We start from the raw sequence: 18,116 nt of genomic DNA, 5'->3' as shown, positions 1-18,116 counted from the left end.
ATGCATTTTTAGCATAAGCATCAGGCTTTTTAATCGTTAGACAACAGTGTTAATTTTAATTACGATAGAAGCGTTGAATGCTATTATTTTATTTTGAAAGGCAGAGATTTAATGAAAAAATTTGAACAATTATTTTCGCCAGTAGTACTGGGAAACAGACAGTTTAGAAACCGGATTTTTGCAGCGCCAATTGGGTTGGAATACTATCCCGACGAGCGATTGCATCCGGGGGATGAATTTATCGCTTATTTTGAAAGAAAGGCTCAGGGCGGAGCGGCCACCGTCAGCATTGGTTCAGCAATGGCTGATAATGCCAGAGGTGCCATCGGTCCGACCATCAGACTGGATGATCCCACCGCTTTGTCGCCTTTATACAGACTTTCTCAATGTATCAGCAGACACGGCGCTGTTGCCGATATTGAACTCCAACACTGTGGGGCAAATTCGTATCACAGCAAGTTTGGTCTGGGAAATGAGATTTTTGGTGCCTTTGATTCGGTGAATGGTTTAGGGATGGAGATTCCCCAAATGCCGGAAGAAGTTATTTTTGAAATCATCAAGAAATTTGGCGATGCGGCACAAACCGCCAAACACTGCGGTTTTGGGATGGTAACTATCCATGCCGGTCATGGCTGGATGTTCAACCAGTTTCTTGGACCCCATAACAACCGACGGGATCAGTGGGGTGGTTCCATGGAAAATCGGGCTCGCTTTGTTAATGCGGCCATTGCCGATATCAAGAAAAAATGCGGTCGTGATTTTCCGGTTTGTGTTCGGATCAGCGGAGCAGAGCTTTTTGAAGGCGGTTATGACATTGACTACGGCGTTGAGATTGCCAAACAATTAGATGGGCATGCGGATCTGATCAACGTTTCGGTAGGCGCTCATGAAGAAACTTCGGTGTTTACCATCACTTCCCCCAGTATGTTTTTAGATGACGGTGCCAATGTAAAATATGCGGCGGCAGTGAAAAAAGTCATCCGTCATTCTAAAATTGCAACGGTAGGTGCATTGGCTGAACCGGAGCTGTTGGAAGAGATCATTGCTTCAGGAAAAGCCGATGTGGTGATGTTGTGCCGTCAATTGATGGCTGATCCGGACACCCCTATTAAAGCCCAAATGGGACAGGAGAAAAAAATTCGCAAATGCATTCGTTGCTTTGAATGTTTCTCGGCGCACTTCACAAAGTTAACAAGCATTTGCGCAATCAACCCAGAAATTGGTTTTGAACGGGAAGTAAAATACAATCAGGTATTGCCTCAAAAGAAGAAAAAAGTATTGATTGCCGGGGGCGGCATCGGTGGTATGCAAGCGGCTCTGACTGCTTATGAACACGGTCATGAAGTTATTCTTTGTGAAAAGTCAAATGAATTAGGCGGTGCTTTGCGTTGTGAGAAAAAAGTGCCTTTCAAGCAGAATATGCAGCAATATCTGGATTCACAAAGTGCGCTGATAGAAGAAGCGGAAATTGATTTGCGTATGAATACCGAAGTCACGCCGGAATTAGCTAAAGTCTTAAAACCAGATGTTATCATTGCTGCCTTGGGCGCAAAAGCAGTGATGCCCAATATCCCTGGAATTAACGGCAAAAACGTTATGGATGCAGATGCGGGATATCTGGAGGCCGAGAAAGTTGGCGAAAAAGCAGTTGTTCTAGGTGGCGGATTATCCGGGATTGAACTGGCCATTTATCTTTCACAGCTAGGGAAAAAAGTGACCATTATCGAAATGTCCAACCGTTTGAACTTTTCAAACAATGTCATTCATTCAATGGCCATTAACAATGAAATCCTGAAGTATCAAATCGTGGTAGTGACTTCAACCAAAGCTGTCGAGATCACTGAAAAAGGTGTCATTGGTGAGTTTGTTGGTGACTCATTTTCAGAAGAACAATGCTGCGATACCATCGCAAAAGGAATGTTGGTATCGGCTGTGACCCAGGCCAGTTTGAATCAACACTACGAAATTGGCAAACAAAGCCTTTATGAAGCGGACACGGTGATCTATGCGCTTGGGCAGAAACCACTGCGAGACCAGTCAAATGAATTGAGAAACTGCGCACCATTATTCTTTGAACTTGGCGATTGTGTTGAACCTAAAAATGTTTATACGGCCAATGCCACCGCCTATACCATTGCCCGGGATATCGGACGTTATTGATATAACATCATAAGTAAACCTGATTATCATCTTTGCTTCTTTGAATTATCTTTTTGGTCAGAGATTCGTTATACTTGTCTTAGTTAGATAAATAACAAACAAGGAGAAACGAATTAATGGGAAAAATAATAATGACCGGTGTAGACGGTAATTTTGGCGGTTATTCTGCGCGCAGTATTTTAAAAAAAGTGCCGAAAGACCAGCTGATCTTTACAACCCCAAACAAAGATGTGATTAAACAGTATCAAGAGCAGGGCGTCGAGACCCGATATGCGGATATATTTAATAAAGAGACATTATTAAAAGCCTTTGCAGGGGGAGAGGTACTACTGCTAATCTCTATGCCTTTTGTTGGTGAGCGCCGAAGAACTGCTCACAAGAACGCGATTGATGCTGCCGTTGAAGCGGGTGTGAAAAAAATTGTTTATACCTCCATTGTCGGTGCCGGCGAAGAAGACTGTGATACCTATGAAGTTTCAGATCATAAAATCACCGAAGCTTACCTGAAAAGCCTTGATATTGACTGGATCATCTTACGGGATTCCCAGTATGCCGAGGCAATGGTATCGGTGTTTGAACAAAGTGCCGCCGAAAACGGTGTAATGGCCACTAACATGGGCAATGGGCACATGGCCTTCATTTCACGGGATGATTGTGCCGAAGTCGCTGCCTGTGTGGCGGCCGGGGCTGGCGAAAACAATACCATCTACGATATCAGTGGACCGGAAGCGATGACCATTACCGAATTCTGTAAAATCGGCAGCGAAGTCACCGGCAAAACGGTTACCTATCAGGAATTGACTGACGACGAGATGTACGCCTTCTTCGATTCTATTGGTGTGCCGAGAAATACCGAAGGTGAATGGGCCGAAACAGCCAAGAACTTTCCCTTCTGTTCCGATGGGATGGTGACCTTTGGCCGGGCCATCCGCTTGGAACAGATGAACGCCTGCTCCAAGGATGTAGAAATGCTGATTGGCAGAAAACCATTATCAGTCCGGGAAATCTTCGAGGATCTGGAAAATCACCGGATTGGTAGCCGAACCTCAACTGAAAATTAACAAAGTTAGAAAAGAAAAAAACAGCATTATCCAATTAATGGAGATGCTGTTTTTTGTTTGTCTTTATAAAAGGAATACAAATGATTTCTTATTGCGGTACATTTCGCAATAAAATTCCACAGGACAAAAACAATTGAAACATCATGTCGTCCTGGAGCATCTCATAATTCAGACCCGTGAGCTTTTGAATGTTTTTTAAACGATAAACCACGGTGTGGCGATGGATCTTGAGTGAATCAGCGGCCGCGGTAATGTTTTTGCCGTTGGCAATATAGGCTCTAAGACATAAAAGCAACTCGTGGGTATAGGGATCCTGCTGATTCAAGCTTTTAAGCTGGGGGACAATGAGCACATCGAGTTTGGTGTGGCGATCAAGAACCGTTAAAATATGATCGGCATAAATGTCATTAAAACAGATAATTTCACAAGCAGCATCATTGGCGTATTCGTTGGCTATCTGACACTGCAGATAGGCCAGATTAATTTCATAGATATCATTAAAAACCATACTCTTCGTCGCTTTGAATTCGCGTTTGGCTAAGAAATCCAGAATCAGCTCATGGAACTGTTTTTTATTTTCAGGTTCGAGATTGTAATCACAGACGAGAATCAGTGACTCAAACAAAAAAATCAGCTGATCTTTAAACAATCGGGAAAGCTGATTAGAGTAACCCTGAGTGCTGAAATCCGAATCAATAATTTTTCCGGCAGGGCTAAAGCACCATAAGGCATAAGGTTCCGCGATCTTGCGGTCTTTTAAACCTAAATGATGGGCGAGGATATGGGGATCGACGTATTTTTCTTTAATCAAACGGTAGAGATACCAGGGGGTTTCCAGATTTTTGCAAAATTCGTCATTCACCTTTAGGGCATTTTCGATTATTTGCTGAGCCAGCCACAGGTTGGCATATTCGGACTTTGTCAGCGGACTGATCAGTTCCGTCATCGCCAGTGATCCGAACAGCTGGCCATTGACAAGAATCGGCGCAATCAGGCGTTTGATGTTTCCAAACGTATCCGGGGACTGATAATAAAAGGGCTGGTGCTGGGTTCTGAACTTTTCGCTGAGATTGATACTGTCAACCTCTTTTAAAGAATAGCCTTTTTCCAGAACGTGAGCCCAGATCGCATCCAATTTATCCAGATTCATGTTACTGGTGCGCATCAGCAGCCCCTGGGAATCGTCAAACAAGGCCGCCGGGTTTTTAAGATACCGGCAGGCTTCGTCCAGGATGGCCTGGAGCGTCTGGCCGTTAAAAATCGCTTCGTTAATGTGTTCCAGCCATCGTTGATAGCGGTCAAAAATCGCCTGAACCGCGTCAAACAGCTCACCGGCATCGGTTTGCGAAGGTATGATGATAACCGACCAATGGGGGTCGAGCAGGGCTTCGTCAATCGGACCCAGACAGATAAAGGACAATGATTTTGGCGATTGCAGGTCAGCTAATTGTTTTGCATCGCTGAGATAGAGCAATTCCTCACTCAGGTCACAACCACCCTCAGGGCGATAAAAGCGGATTCCGGAGAGGTTTAATTGAATGGTTTTGCCTGAAATTAATGCAGCGTCCGGCCAGGCGAGCTGTTCAAATACAATATCAATGCTCAGTTTCATCAGGAACTCCTTTCATCTTATACAAGTTTGTATAATAATAATGATTATTTTTTTATTATATGGACAATGACTTTAAAGTGCAAGTTAAATATAATAAGGACAAATAAATATTGAGAAGGATTTCATTATCACTTCTTAATCAAAAGGAGAAATAAAATGTTAAATTCAATTAATCGCGATGCGTTTACGCTGTTTAACCAGGGAGGGAATCTGATACCTTATGAGTACACCGGGTATAAAAATGAAATTTTGGCATCAAAATCTACCGCCTGGTTTGGGACAACATTGAATAGTTCACCAATTTATGATGTTAAAGGACCGGATGCGGCAAAATTCCTGACCTCCATCTGCATCAACAGCTTTTTAAAGATGAAACCAGGCAGCATCCGCCATGCCGTTCTATGTAATGACCAGGGTTTCATTCTGACTGACGGAGTAGTCATGATGATTGCCGAAAATCACTTCCGAACCTACTGGCTTAACCCGGTGGTGGGATATTATGTATCGGTTACTGAGATGGATGTTGAAGGCGTTGATTTGTCGGGTAAAGAGTTTTTCTTCCAGCTGGCTGGACCAAAATCTCTGGAAATTCTGGAACAGGCTTCTCAAAGCGATCTCCATGATATAGCCTTTACCAAACATCGGATGGCAAAAATTGCCGGGATCGATGTACGCATTCTCAGACTGGGCATGGCCGGCACCCTGGGCTACGAAATTCATGGCGATACGAAAAATTCAGAAGCGGTTTATGACTGTATCTGGGAAGTGGCTAAAACCTTTGACGCCAAAAAGCTGGGACAGGTTGGTTATACCATGAACCATACTGAAGCCGGTTTCCCGAATATCAATATGCATTATCCATTGCCCTGGTTTGAAACGGAAGGCCTAAAAGAGTATATGGCCGCAAGACCGATGGAAGGCTTTTTTAATCTGAATAGAGCCCTGGTTGGCAGCGTGGGTGATGATTTAACGACCCGTTTTGTCACCCCCTATGATGTCGGCTGGGAATATCTGATCAAGTTTGATCATGACTTCCCGGGCAAGGCGGCATTGGAAGAAATTGCCAAAAACCCGACCAGAACCATGGTGACCCTGGAATGGAATCCCGATGACCTGGGCGAAATCTTTGCTTCACAGTTCAGAGGTCAGGACGTTGAACCTTTTGAAACCATGGACGACCGCCCGATGGATATGTATTACAACAGCGGTTTTTCGATGTATTACCACGCTGATAAGGTTCTGGCTGACGGCCGTGAAATTGGTATTTCCAGCGGTCGATTGAATAGTTATTACTATCAGCGGATGATTTCGCTGGCCTTTATCAAGCCGGAATATGCCGTTGAAGGAAAAGAATTGAAGGTTGTCTGGGGAACACCGGGAAAACCGCAAAAAGAAATCCGGGTGACGGTTGCCCGTTCGCCTTATATGAATCTGGAAAACAATAAAGAAATTGATGTGAACGAAATTCCGAGATATAACAAATAATCTATTATAAAGAAGAATACTAAAATCATCTGATAAAAAATTAATAAAGTCAGTTATAAAACGCGTTTGTTGCAAAATTTTAAGATAAACGCGCTTTATACTAAATGAGAATGAATTAGTAAACGTGGAAATTATTGAAAAAAGGAGAATTATTAAAAATGAAAACTGACGTACAAATCGCCCAGGAAGCCAATCTGAAGCCAATTTCAGAAGTGGCTGAGAAATTGGGAATAAATGCCAATGATCTGGAGCTTTATGGCAACCACAAGGCGAAGGTATCCCTTTCGGTGTTAAAGGACAATCAGGATAAGCCGGATGGTAAACTGATTCTGGTAACGGCCATCAACCCGACCCCAGCCGGGGAAGGTAAGACAACCACCAACGTGGGTCTGTCCATGGCACTGAATTACATTGGCAAGAAAACCATCACTACTTTAAGAGAACCATCTTTGGGACCCTGCTTTGGGGTCAAAGGCGGGGCTGCAGGTGGGGGATACGCCCAGGTGGTCCCGATGGATGACATCAACCTGCATTTTACCGGCGACTTTCATGCCATTACCTCAGCCCACAGCCTGCTGGCGGCGCTGCTGGATAATCACCTCCATCAGGGAAATGCCTTAAACATTGACATGGACCGGATTGTCTGGCGACGGGTAGTGGACATGAATGACCGGGCCCTGCGAAAAATTACCGTCGGCCAAGGCAGTCGCGCCAACGGCGTTGAACGGGAAACCGGCTACGACATTACCGTGGCTTCAGAAATTATGGCGATTCTCTGTCTGGCCTCCAGTCTGACCGATTTGAAAGAACGTCTGGGCCGGATGATCGTCGCCTACAATACCGCTGGCAAAGCGGTGACTGCAAGTGATCTGGAAGCCACCGGCGCCATGGCTCTGCTGTTAAAAGATGCCATCAAACCTAATCTGGTGCAAACCCTGGAAAATACCCCAGCCTTTATTCATGGCGGACCGTTTGCCAATATCGCCCACGGCTGTAACTCAGTCCTGGCCACTAAAACAGCTTTAAAATTGGCCGATTACGTGGTAACCGAAGCTGGCTTCGGCGCTGATTTGGGAGCTGAAAAGTTCTTTGATATTAAATGCCGTTATGCCGGCATCAGCCCCAGTGCCGTGGTCATCGTTGCCACTGTCCGGGCGCTGAAAATGAATGGCGGTGTGGAAAAAGCGGAATTGTCCAAAGAAAATGTCAAAGCAGTTGAAGCGGGAACGGCCAACATTGTTCAGCATCTGGATAATTTAAAGAAGTTTGAAGTACCAGTGGTGGTGGCGCTCAATAAGTTCCCAACTGATACGGCTGCCGAATTTGACGCCGTTAAAAAAGCCTGCGAAGATAAGGGTGTAAAAGTGATCTTGTCCGACGTCTTCTCTCAGGGGGGCAAAGGCGGGGTGGAGCTGGCCGAGGAAGTGGTCAGACTCTGTGATCAGAATGTGGCACCTTACAAACCCCTTTATGCCCTGGAACTGCCCCTTGAAGATAAGATTGAAACCATTGCCAAAGAGATCTACCGGGCCGATGGGGTGGAATACACCCTGGAAGCCAAGCAACAGCTGGACGAAATTGCCGCTCTGGGCTTTGATCACCTGCCGGTTTGTATGGCAAAAACCCAGTACTCGTTCTCGGATGATGCCGCCCTGTTGGGAGCACCGCGCAATTTCAACATCCATGTCAAAGAAGTCCGTCTGTCTGCCGGCGCCGGATTTGTGGTTGCCATCACCGGTGCCATCATGACCATGCCGGGTCTTCCCAAAGTGCCGGCAGCCAACGGTATGGATATTACCGAAGACGGCGAAATCATCGGGTTATCCTAATACCCTATGAAACATTAAAGCCCCATTGAAAAAACAACAAAACACTAAAATAACAAGTACATTCATACAAATAATTTAGAAATTTTAACTTCCAGGCCCATCTTCAGAAAATTTTTGTTGAAAAATGAGAAGCTTTTGAGATGGGCTCTATTTATCGAAAGGAAAGATAAAGGAATGAAAACGTATGCTTTTATCATTATGAAACCAGATGCATTGGAACGGGAACTGGTTGAAACAATTAGCCAGCGCTTTAGGAATGAAGGATTTTCGATTGAAAAGATCGGTTATCGCAATGTCGATGAACAGCTGATTCTGGCACATTATCAGGAAGTCATTAAGCGGTTCGGGGAAAGCTTTAAGGCGGCTGTGATCAGCAGTTATGTCGGTAGAGGAATGATCCCAATCCTGTTGTCTCAGGAAGGTTCAGCTGCCATTGCGAACTCCCGGGCGCTCACCGGAGCAACTGATCCGTCAAAAGCGGAAAAGGGCACTATCCGAGGCGATTATGGATATGACACCCTGGAAGCAGCCAACCTTGAAAACCGCAGCTGCAATAACCTGCTGCACTGCAGCGATTCAGAAGCATCGTTGCGGGAAGAAGCGAAGCTGTGGTTTGGCGAAGCGCTGGATGTAGCGATCGATCTAAATGCCAGTTAGTGTAAGTAAATAAATTTGGAGGAAACCATGAACGTTCAATTACGAAATTTAAAACTGAATGATGCGCACAGTATCATGAATCATGCCACTGGGCCGGTGGTAAGAAACCTGGGAAAAGTGGCTCAAAAATCGTTTGCTCTTGATGATATCCATTCGTTTATTTTAAAAGACAAGAATGTTTACCGGGTTAAGCAGATCAATAAAGCCATTATGTACGAGAACAAAATCATCGGGACAATCAGCCTGATGATTCAGGAAGATGATGGCAGTAAATCCGGTGAATTAGTCTTTTGGATTGGAGAAAGTTATTGGGGACGCGGAATTACCCAAAATGCTATTAAAGAAATGTGCCAATTGGGATTATCGGAATTTAATTTAGTGCGTATTTTTGCAGTGCCAATCTTTGAGAATATAAGAGCCAGAAAAGTTCTGGAAAAAGCAGGGTTCCGGCTGGAAGGAATTATGAGAAAGAGTGTTTGTCTCAATGATCAGGTACACAATGCCTGTATGTATACACTGCTCAAGTGAGTTTAATAGATATGGCGATTAAAGACATCAAGCGTTATTGACTGTATTAAATCAAAAGCAATGGATAAAAAGAAGGAAGTTGAATAAAATGAAAAAAAGAAAAAATGAATCAGCAGCTGCAATTAGGGAATTCAGAGGAAAGTTTTCACATAAAATATCACTTCTGATTATCGCGATCTCGTTCATCGGGATTGGTTTATACGGAGTCATTTCTTATCTGCTTGTATCATCCTATCTGGCTAATTTGAAAGATCTGAATGTTGAACAGATACGTTTTGAATTTGGAATGCTTATTGCAGTGATGACACTTTCAATCATGTGTTTAAGTTTGATTGGTTCAATGATCGTAGGAAATATATTAACACGACCAATAAAAAAACTGAATGAAGTTTTCTCAAAAATGGCGCTGGGAGATGTTGACTTGGATGTAAATGATTTGAATGCATTTTCACAACGTTCAAAAGATGAATTGGGACAGATGATGGCATCATTTGTCCTAATGATTGAAAAACGAAAAGACCTGGCCGCCAAAGTTCAAAATTTGGCGGCAGGCGATTTTTCGGTGGAGTTTAAGAAAGAATCAGAGCAAGATATTTTAGGTCAGTCTTTGCTTGATATTGTCGCTCAAATCAATCAATTGTATTCTGAAATAGCAGAAAAAGCCTTTAAAACAAACGAAGGTAATTTTGAATATGAAGGAAATGAAGAAGGATTAAATGGTCAATTTCAACATTTTATGATTGGTTTTAATCAGGTTATCAGAGACCTAGTTGAACACATCAGAATGGGTGAGTCAGTTATTGGAAAGATTGGCAAAGGCGAAATACCGGATAAAATCACCAAAGAGTATGCTGGTGATTATAATCATCTCAAGGATGGCATTAATGCCTGTATTGATGGCTTAGGGGCTCTCGTAGAAGGCAACGCTGTGATGGCAAACATGCGTGTCAATGATCTGTCCCAAGTTGTTAAAGGACAGTACCAGGGAATTTATGGAGAGCTATCGGAGTCCATCAATCGTGTCCACCAACAACTGAACCTGATTGTGGCAGTAGCCAGCCGGATTGCCGCAGGTGATCTCAGTGATTTAAAAGAATTAAAACAAGTCGGGAAGTTAAGCACAGCCGATACGTTAAATCCAAGCTTGATTGCAATGATTGAAAATATTGGTAATCTGACTCAGGAAACCCAGGCAATGGCAACCATGGCTATCGAAGGAAATCTCAGTTACAGGGGGCATGTCGAAATGTTTAGTGGCGAATATGCGAAAGTCATCGCCGGTTTTAATCAAACCCTGGATGCAGTGATTGCACCCATTTCCGAAGCTTCAATTGTACTGACTGAACTATCAAAGGGGAATCTGCAGACAGCGATGAGCGGTGACTATTCAGGTGATCATGCTGAAATAAAAACTGCCATGAACAAAACAATTGCGTTTTTAAAGCGGTATGTTGCTGAAATCAGTGAGACATTGAGTGAAATCGGTCAGGGAAATCTGAATCTGGAAATTACCTCCTATTACCATGGCGATTTTCTTACCATTAAAATGGCATTAAATGACATTACCACCCATCTCAGCGAGACCATGGCAGAGATCAACACCGCTGCCGATCAGGTGAAAATGGGCGCAAGACAGATTTCCGATGGGGGTCAGGCCCTTTCACAAGGCGCAACGGAACAGGCCAGTACCATTGAAGAGCTCACCGCCTCCATCGAGGAAGTAGCCGGTGAAACAAAACAAAATGCGCACAATGCCAATGCGGTTAATGAAATTACCAGACGATTACGGGATAACGCTGAAGATGGCAATCTTCAGATGAAAAGAACAGTTGATGCTATGAATGAGATTAATCGGTCATCGACGGACATTTCAAAAATCATCAAGGTGATTGAGGATATCGCCTTCCAGACGAATATTCTGGCATTAAATGCAGCGGTTGAAGCCGCCCGGGCCGGTCAGCATGGCAAAGGTTTTGCCGTAGTGGCCGAAGAGGTCAGGACGCTTGCGGCAAGAAGTGCTGAAGCTGCAAAAGAAACAACGGTTTTAATTGAAGACTCCATTGAAAAAGTAGTATCCGGTTCGAAAATTGCCGATGAAACGTCAGAGCGTTTAAAAGAAATGCTGACTGAAATTGAAACCGTGTCAAATCTTGTCGGCAATATTGCGATATCTTCCAATGATCAGGCTTCCGAAATCACTCAGATTACGCTGGCAATCGAACAGGTCTCTCAAGTTGTCCAGACCAACTCGGCAACGGCGGAAGAAAGTGCTGCCTTAAGTGAGGAGTTGAACAGTCAGGCTGAGTTATTAAATCAGATGATCAGGCGATTTCAGTTAAAAGAGGAAGAAAAAAAGTTTGTTTGAAAAATAGATAAAACCATTCGAATTTTATTAAGGGAAAATCCCAGCAAATGTGTTCATACCGCTAGCTGGGAAGTCTTAATTTATGTTCTTTCAATCAGTACATTTATCTGTCAAATGTACTGATTTTTTGATAAAAAAAGCCAAATGATTGAAGTAAAGTTTAGGGGATTAAAACGCAAGGATAAATTGAAACAGCTTCAATGAAAGCTGCAGATCAAAGATAACCTGTTGATCTGTCAGATCAATTTTACACAGCTCCTCAATTTTCTTGAGTCGATAAATAAGGGTACCCCGCTGAATGTACAAATCCTGAGATGCCTTGAGCTGCTTGCAGTTGTTATCCAGATAAGCAACAAGCGTTGGTAGCAGGGCAGCCCCTTTCTTTTGATCATATGCCTGCAATTGTTTAATACAGGGGTTTAAATAACTTTCAATATCGCCAAGTTTCACAAAGGCATAAATCATGCTGCTGAGGCGATGCTCTTTAAAATTAAATAACTGGTCGTCAATACCTAGATAATTTCCGATGTCAATAGCCATCAGGGCTTGGCGGTAGAGCCTGGCAAGATCAGAAATTTTTTCTTCGCCATTGCTGACCCCGGCACACAGCTGATTTTTTTTCAGGAAGTGTGCTAAGTTTTCAGACTCCTGAGCACTGAGACTGTTTAATTGATCGTGATTGATCAAAATGACAATATGATCGTTATAAATCACCGCACAGGAACTGGTAATGAGTTTAAGGATGGCATCACTTATTTTCTTCAGCTGAGTTTTGTTTAAAAAGATATGCTGAGACTGAATTGTCAGAATAAAGAAATTCTTTTTTGGCAGCCAGTTAACGTTACGGATCCGGGCAACTAGTTCAGCATCATTTTTAAACCGTTCATCCAGAATATCGGTAATGATTAATTCCAGGCGGTTATCAGTTAGATAGCTGCGGCTGTCATGGGTTTTAAAATATAAGGCCAGCATATCACCGAAATAGCAGAGACAGGAAAAATCACCCTCGCTGATGGGATGATTTTTTTGGATCAGACTGATGATGGCAACCCGATTGCCGTTTAAAATGACACTTTTAGCTGATGCCCAACTGTCGCCATGCATGGGGTGGTTATAGGCGGCGTCATGGTCATCTAATAATATCAAGGCCCGTTTTAAAACCTGGGAAGCCTGACTATCCAGGTCAGCATAACCTTTTTCAACGGTGAGCTTCCAAACCTCATCGTCGACGGTGTCATCCGGCGTAAAACCCAGGACTTTCATGGAATTATCGAGGATCATCATGGGATTGGTCAGAATCCGGTGGGCACATTCAATCAGCTGATGAATGTCCACATTTTTCATCACCAGTGACAAAAGCTCATCGCCCCACTGAAAATAGCGGCGCATGACATCCCGGCAAATCTCGAATAATTGCGATAAGGATGAGGCAGAATAAATAATCAAGGCACAGGGCGGCAGAATTTCGCTGTCGACAGTTTCCTTTCGTGTTGCCAAAATTAACATCTCGGAAGGAATATGAACATAAGCGTCCTGGTTATAGTCGCTCCAGTCGATAATGACATAGTTAATATGGGTTGGAATTTTACTTTTTTTGGAGAAACAGACGTCATCGACGTATAAATTTTTGTTATAAGCGGTTCCTTTGCGGCAAAGCACACACGATTTAAGGCCATCGTAAAGCATGGACATGGTTACTCTCATTAATTAATTACCTCAGCAGTTTAAAGATTTAAAAAATAGACTGGTCATTAATATTCATCATACAAAATGTATGGTGAGTTCAATAAAATTCGCTAACTAAACAATGTTATTAAAATATCATAATACAAAATGTATAAAAAGAAAAGCAATTTTGAAATTAATGTAGAATGTAATTTGATAAGCCAGTTGCTATAATGATAACGATTGTAATAGCGATTTAAAAATTATTGATGTGTTGAGATCGGTTTTGTTTAGACTGCAAAAAAATGCATGTTGATTTTTAAATCCAAACTAAAAATATGAAGGAGTAAAAAATGGGCAGATTAGAAAACAAGATTGCAGTAGTAACTGGAGCAACATCCGGTATTGGGGAAGCCGTTTCGTTGATGTATGTCAAAGAAGGTGCAAAAGTTGTTTGTGTCGGCAGAAATGCGGAAAAAGGAAACGAACTGGTTAAAAAAATTGAAGCAATAGGCGGCGAAGGTTCTTTTGTTCAATGCGATTTGCGTAAATTTGAAGATATCGAAAAATTAAAAGCGGCGATTGATGAAAAATATGATCATGTTGATATTCTTTTTAATTCAGCCGGCGTTCTGGTACACAAACCGTTTTTAGAGCAAAACAAAGAAGATTTCGATTTAATTATGGAAACCAATTATCGGGCTTACGTCTGGACGATGCAGGCTTTCATCCCGGGCATGGTGGCCGCCGGCAAAGGCAGCATCATTAACGTCGCATCTATTTCGTCAATCTGGCCAGAACTGAATTCTTATTTCTATGGTGCTATGAAAGCGGCTGTTACCAACCTTTCCCGAAATGTCGCCAAGGAATTTGCCCGCCAAGGGATTCGGATCAACTGTATTTTACCAGGACCAATTAATACCGGCATGACACCGGACTTCATTAAAAACAGCAAAGAAGCGCAACAGGGAATGATTGACACAGTGTGTATGGTCGGTCGTTTGGGTGAACCAGATGATATCGCTTATCCAGCCGTGTACCTGGGATCCGATGAGTCTTCTTTTGTAACCGGAACCAATATCGTTGTTGACGGCGGCGTGTGTATTAGCAACTAAGATAAAGTATCAAACAACTGAAAGAGGGCAACAAAAAATTTGATGAGGATGTAAGCGAAAAATGACGAATAATAATAGTAATCTTGGGCCAAAAGAGCTAGGCCGGCACGTCATTCAGCATGCCAAGGAATATTCAGTCTGCGTGGGCTGTAATGCCTGTGAAATTGTCTGCAGTCTGGTGCACGAGGGTGCAGCGGGGCAGATGTTGCGACGGATTTTTCTGGAACGGGATACCATCAATCTGGAGGATCATACGATTTTAACCTGCCAGCATTGTCAAGATCATCCCTGTTATGAAGCCTGTCCCAAAAAAGATCAAGCAATCTGTATTGAAGCGGATAGCGGCATTGTTTATATCAATGAAGCAGATTGTATTGGCTGTAAAAAATGCTACAAAGCCTGTCCCTATGAGCCCAAAAGAATCAATTATGACACGGCGTCAAAAAAAGCGAAAAAATGCGATTTGTGCCGCAATCGTGAAGCGGGTCCGGCCTGTATTGAGTATTGCCAGGTACAATGTCTCGCGCTGTCAGAGGCTGACTTAGGGAGGGAAAACTAAGATGAAGAGAGAATTATGCGGCTATGCCGGAAAAATCTTGCGGGTTAATCTGACGACAAAGGAAATTACTGAACAACCGATTTGGGATTATGTACCCAAATACCTGGGGGGACGCGGTGTCGCCAACAAAATTTTCTGGGATGAGGTGAAGCCGGGAGTCAAAGCCCTCGATCCGGAGAATAAGCTGATCATCATGACCGGGGCAACCACCGCCACTGGTATTCCCACCGGCGGCAGGATTGTCATTGCCGGAATTGCACCGCAATGTTATCCGGAGCAGTATGCCTGGTCGGGAATGGGCGGCTGGTTTGGCTCAGAGCTTAAATATGCCGGTTATGATGGAATTGTCCTTGAAGGCGCCCTGGAAAAACCCGGCTATCTCTTTATTGACGACCAGACGGTAGAAATCCGCGATGCCTTAGCAGCCGGCATTTGGGGTCTATATACCTATGATACCCAGATCAAACTGGAGTCTATTCATGGTAAAGATGTCAAAAGCATTGTCATTGGCCCGGCTGGAGAAAACCTGCTGCGGATGGCCATTGTGGCCACCGCCAATGAAACCGCCGCCGGCAAAGGCGGGTTCGGTGCAGTCATGGGTTCAAAGCTGTTAAAAGGCATCTGCGTCAGAGGAACCGGCAGTATCAAACCGGCAGATGTGAACAAGGTGCTGAAACTCAGAAAAACCATGGGCACCCCAGGTTTTAATACCAATCCGATTAAGGAATCACCGAAGTTTTTTGGTCATGGCCAGGAAGCAGAAGTGGAAGGGGGACTGAGAGAATACAATACCACTTGCAGTCATGGATGCAACCAGCATTGTCCCCGACTGATGATGGACATCAAGAGTACCACCTGGAAACAGGAACGGATGAATCAGGTGTCAAAATGTGTGGGACCCTTTGCCATTGAGTGGAAATACGATTGCGCCTGGATGCCTGCCCAAACCTATGTCACCGAAAAAAACAATACTGCCGCCTGCGCGATGATGTCCGGAGCAGCGCCACCACCGGATTTTTCAGATCCGGAAATCCCGATTCTCTTTGACGAACATCAGGGGGATGAATACAATTTCTGGGGTCCGGACTACAACCGGGGGATGACCATTAATGAGCTGTGCAGCCAATATGGTGTCAATAAGTGGGATATCATTGTCTGGCTGATGACCTGGTTGTCCATGGGAAATGCCGAAGGGGTCTTTGATGACATTGACTTTGGTATGGAAATCGATGTGGAATCGGAAGACTTCATGAAATATATGCTGGACATGATTGTTTACCGCAAAGGTTATTATGGCAATCTGTTTGCCGAAGGCATGTCCCGGGCAATACGGGAAATGGGCAAAGAAAAATTCGGCGACACTATTTATCAGCAGCGAAAGTCCCGACGATTAGGCGGTAAACAATTGGATATTCCCATCAGTTTTGAAGTAGCCTGGGGATATTCAGCCCATTGGAATGGCCGCGGTTATGAAGGAACAGTACCGTTGGATACCTGGCTGCCCATTGCCGTAGAAATGATGACTTCCACTCGGGATGCTCAGACCAACACCCATCATAAGGATACCACCGACTATATTCATGCCATGAAAACAGATCCCTATGGCAGTCTGGCGGGCCCCCAATCAGTGATCATGAATGAAACCAAGTCAGAATTGAAGGAAGCCATCACCACATGCGACTGGCAGCTGCCGGATATGTTCTGGATGACGGCTGAAACCGAGTTATTTGAAGCGGCCACCGGGGCCGGAATGACTCAGGAAGAGATTGAAACAGCTGCCAACCGGATCAAAAATTTATTTCGAGCCATTACCATCCGTAATTACGACCGAACCCGACAAATGGAAGTCGATGAGATTGTCCCCTTTCATCGCTATCCGGATGCTGACGGTATTTGCATTGACGAAGATGGATTTAATACTTTTGTGTCCAACTATTATCGTTTGCGCGGTTGGGATGAAAAAACCGGCTGGCCGACCCGAGAAACCTATGAAAAACTGGGATTGGGCGACGTGGCTAATGAATTGGCAGTGCTGGGTAAATGCCCACAATAAAGCATTGTCTGTGAAATTTAAAAGATAAACTGAGGAGGCGAAAATTGATGGATAAGATAATGGTATTGTCATCAGAAAAGAAGACCGGTGGCTGTTATCGGCTGGCAGAGGGGCGGTGGACGGAACAAAAGCTTTCTTTGCCGGAAGAAATGCCGCTGACGATTTTTGTCAATTGCCATGAACTGGTGACCATTCTTTGTTCGCCTTCCAGTCTGAACTTTCTGGTGATTGGCTATCTGTTTTCAGAAGGACTTATCAAAGCTGTAAATGATATTGATATTTTAAGGGTCTGCGAAAGCAGTCGGCTGGCCGATGTCCGGCTAAAAAACGAAGTCACCATCAGCACCGAAAAACGGATTCTGACCTCCGGCTGCGGCGGCGGAATGAGTCTGGGAACAGCGATGCCCAAAATCAGTATCTGTTCGGATTTAAAAATTACGCCAGTGAGGATTTTTGATCTGATCCGGAAAATGGTCAAAAGCGGCTCCGCCTATCGCTTAACCGGCGGGGTTCACACCACTGTGCTGTGTGATCATGAACAGATTCTGGCCATGGGGGAAGATATCGGTCGCCATAACACCCTGGATAAGGTAATTGGTAACTGTATGATGTGTGAGATCAATCCCAAAGATAAGATCTTAATGACAACAGGAAGAATTGCATCAGAGATTCTTAAAAAAGCAGTAATGCTGGAAGTGCCCATGGTTGTTTCGCTTAGTTCACCGACTGATGAAGCGGTAAACCTAGCCCGAAGCCTGGGGGTGACCTTAATTGGTTATGTTCGTGGTCAAAACATGACCGTGTATGCCAATGGGCAACGTTTGGAAGCCTGCCAGAAAACAGAGATACTTTGTGCTTCAAAAGGATAATAGCGAACAATTAAAAACACCACTATCATTGAAATTATTAAATCAACAACAATTTAGATTTGTAACAAGCGATTTAACCGGAAGCTTTAAGTGGATACTCAAATAGTTCATAAAGGAATATTGATATGGAGATAATGTTATTCAGCAAATTATTCGCT

Annotated in this window: 13 protein-coding genes; 11 read left to right on the top strand and 2 right to left on the bottom strand. The window is 43.8% G+C overall.

Annotated features, from left to right (window positions below):
* Positions 1–111: 111 nt before the first annotated feature.
* Together B3F51_RS15345 and B3F51_RS15340 are read left to right on the top strand one after the other, a co-directional pair.
* Positions 112–2,160 carry an NAD(P)/FAD-dependent oxidoreductase gene (locus tag B3F51_RS15345; protein ID WP_286947976.1) on the top strand — a complete coding sequence of 683 codons (2,049 nt, stop codon included), beginning with the start codon at positions 112–114 and terminating at the stop codon, positions 2,158–2,160.
* Between the two features lie 116 nt (positions 2,161–2,276).
* A complete protein-coding gene (locus B3F51_RS15340) occupies positions 2,277–3,221 on the top strand; it encodes an NmrA family NAD(P)-binding protein (protein ID WP_070369780.1) in 945 nt (314 codons plus the stop codon).
* Between the two features lie 88 nt (positions 3,222–3,309).
* On the opposite strand, the gene B3F51_RS15335 is transcribed toward B3F51_RS15340, so the two are convergent.
* Positions 3,310–4,833, bottom strand: coding sequence for a PucR family transcriptional regulator (locus tag B3F51_RS15335; RefSeq protein WP_228882700.1), 1,524 nt, complete (start codon positions 4,831–4,833; stop codon positions 3,310–3,312).
* 156 nt (positions 4,834–4,989) lie between these two features.
* Between B3F51_RS15335 and B3F51_RS15330 the strand changes: the two genes are divergently transcribed.
* The 5 genes from B3F51_RS15330 to B3F51_RS15310 all read left to right on the top strand — a co-directional run bounded on the left by B3F51_RS15330 (position 4,990) and on the right by B3F51_RS15310 (position 11,697).
* Complete coding sequence (locus B3F51_RS15330) at positions 4,990–6,318, top strand: aminomethyl transferase family protein (RefSeq protein WP_250935231.1); 1,329 nt, start codon at positions 4,990–4,992, stop codon at positions 6,316–6,318.
* A 158-nt stretch (positions 6,319–6,476) separates the two neighbouring features.
* On the top strand, positions 6,477–8,147 hold the full coding sequence (locus B3F51_RS15325; RefSeq protein ID WP_070369783.1) for a formate--tetrahydrofolate ligase: 1,671 nt from the start codon (positions 6,477–6,479) through the stop codon (positions 8,145–8,147).
* A 174-nt stretch (positions 8,148–8,321) separates the two neighbouring features.
* Complete coding sequence (locus B3F51_RS15320; protein ID WP_070369784.1) at positions 8,322–8,804, top strand: nucleoside-diphosphate kinase; 483 nt, start codon at positions 8,322–8,324, stop codon at positions 8,802–8,804.
* 27 nt (positions 8,805–8,831) lie between these two features.
* Entirely contained in the window at positions 8,832–9,332 is a 501-nt protein-coding gene (locus B3F51_RS15315; RefSeq protein WP_286947972.1) for a GNAT family N-acetyltransferase, read from the top strand.
* An 88-nt stretch (positions 9,333–9,420) separates the two neighbouring features.
* A complete protein-coding gene (locus B3F51_RS15310) occupies positions 9,421–11,697 on the top strand; it encodes a methyl-accepting chemotaxis protein (protein WP_286947970.1) in 2,277 nt (758 codons plus the stop codon).
* 168 nt (positions 11,698–11,865) lie between these two features.
* Here B3F51_RS15310 and B3F51_RS15305 read toward each other — a convergent pair whose 3' ends face one another.
* Complete coding sequence (locus B3F51_RS15305; protein ID WP_286947969.1) at positions 11,866–13,401, bottom strand: PucR family transcriptional regulator; 1,536 nt, start codon at positions 13,399–13,401, stop codon at positions 11,866–11,868.
* Positions 13,402–13,715: 314 nt separating this feature from the next.
* On the opposite strand from B3F51_RS15305, the gene B3F51_RS15300 reads away from it, so the two are divergent.
* From B3F51_RS15300 to fdhD, 4 genes are all read left to right on the top strand, one after another.
* The gene (locus B3F51_RS15300; protein WP_286947968.1) at positions 13,716–14,477 is read left to right on the top strand and encodes an SDR family NAD(P)-dependent oxidoreductase; all 762 of its coding nucleotides are present in this window, start codon (positions 13,716–13,718) and stop codon (positions 14,475–14,477) included.
* Positions 14,478–14,538: 61 nt separating this feature from the next.
* Entirely contained in the window at positions 14,539–15,036 is a 498-nt protein-coding gene (locus tag B3F51_RS15295; protein WP_286947966.1) for a 4Fe-4S dicluster domain-containing protein, read from the top strand.
* Position 15,037: 1 nt separating this feature from the next.
* Positions 15,038–17,089 carry an aldehyde ferredoxin oxidoreductase N-terminal domain-containing protein gene (locus B3F51_RS15290; RefSeq protein WP_286947964.1) on the top strand — a complete coding sequence of 684 codons (2,052 nt, stop codon included), beginning with the start codon at positions 15,038–15,040 and terminating at the stop codon, positions 17,087–17,089.
* Between the two features lie 47 nt (positions 17,090–17,136).
* On the top strand, positions 17,137–17,958 hold the full coding sequence (gene fdhD, locus B3F51_RS15285; protein ID WP_286947962.1) for a formate dehydrogenase accessory sulfurtransferase FdhD: 822 nt from the start codon (positions 17,137–17,139) through the stop codon (positions 17,956–17,958).
* The last annotated feature ends 158 nt before the right edge of the window (positions 17,959–18,116 follow it).

It is taken from the genome of Acetobacterium sp. UBA5834 (genome assembly GCF_002435675.1).
Classification (GTDB): domain Bacteria; phylum Bacillota; class Clostridia; order Eubacteriales; family Eubacteriaceae; genus Acetobacterium; species Acetobacterium wieringae.
The sequence above is the reverse complement of the archived record's forward strand: the minus strand, read 5'-3'. Positions and strand labels throughout refer to the sequence as shown.

Coding starts and splice junctions, on each gene's coding strand:
- B3F51_RS15345 (WP_286947976.1), top strand. CDS start 112: ATGAAAAAATTTGAACAATTATTTTCGCCAGTAGTACTGGGAAACAGA.
- B3F51_RS15340 (WP_070369780.1), top strand. CDS start 2,277: ATGGGAAAAATAATAATGACCGGTGTAGACGGTAATTTTGGCGGTTAT.
- B3F51_RS15335 (WP_228882700.1), bottom strand. CDS start 4,833: ATGAAACTGAGCATTGATATTGTATTTGAACAGCTCGCCTGGCCGGAC.
- B3F51_RS15330 (WP_250935231.1), top strand. CDS start 4,990: ATGTTAAATTCAATTAATCGCGATGCGTTTACGCTGTTTAACCAGGGA.
- B3F51_RS15325 (WP_070369783.1), top strand. CDS start 6,477: ATGAAAACTGACGTACAAATCGCCCAGGAAGCCAATCTGAAGCCAATT.
- B3F51_RS15320 (WP_070369784.1), top strand. CDS start 8,322: ATGAAAACGTATGCTTTTATCATTATGAAACCAGATGCATTGGAACGG.
- B3F51_RS15315 (WP_286947972.1), top strand. CDS start 8,832: ATGAACGTTCAATTACGAAATTTAAAACTGAATGATGCGCACAGTATC.
- B3F51_RS15310 (WP_286947970.1), top strand. CDS start 9,421: ATGAAAAAAAGAAAAAATGAATCAGCAGCTGCAATTAGGGAATTCAGA.
- B3F51_RS15305 (WP_286947969.1), bottom strand. CDS start 13,401: ATGAGAGTAACCATGTCCATGCTTTACGATGGCCTTAAATCGTGTGTG.
- B3F51_RS15300 (WP_286947968.1), top strand. CDS start 13,716: ATGGGCAGATTAGAAAACAAGATTGCAGTAGTAACTGGAGCAACATCC.
- B3F51_RS15295 (WP_286947966.1), top strand. CDS start 14,539: ATGACGAATAATAATAGTAATCTTGGGCCAAAAGAGCTAGGCCGGCAC.
- B3F51_RS15290 (WP_286947964.1), top strand. CDS start 15,038: ATGAAGAGAGAATTATGCGGCTATGCCGGAAAAATCTTGCGGGTTAAT.
- fdhD (WP_286947962.1), top strand. CDS start 17,137: ATGGATAAGATAATGGTATTGTCATCAGAAAAGAAGACCGGTGGCTGT.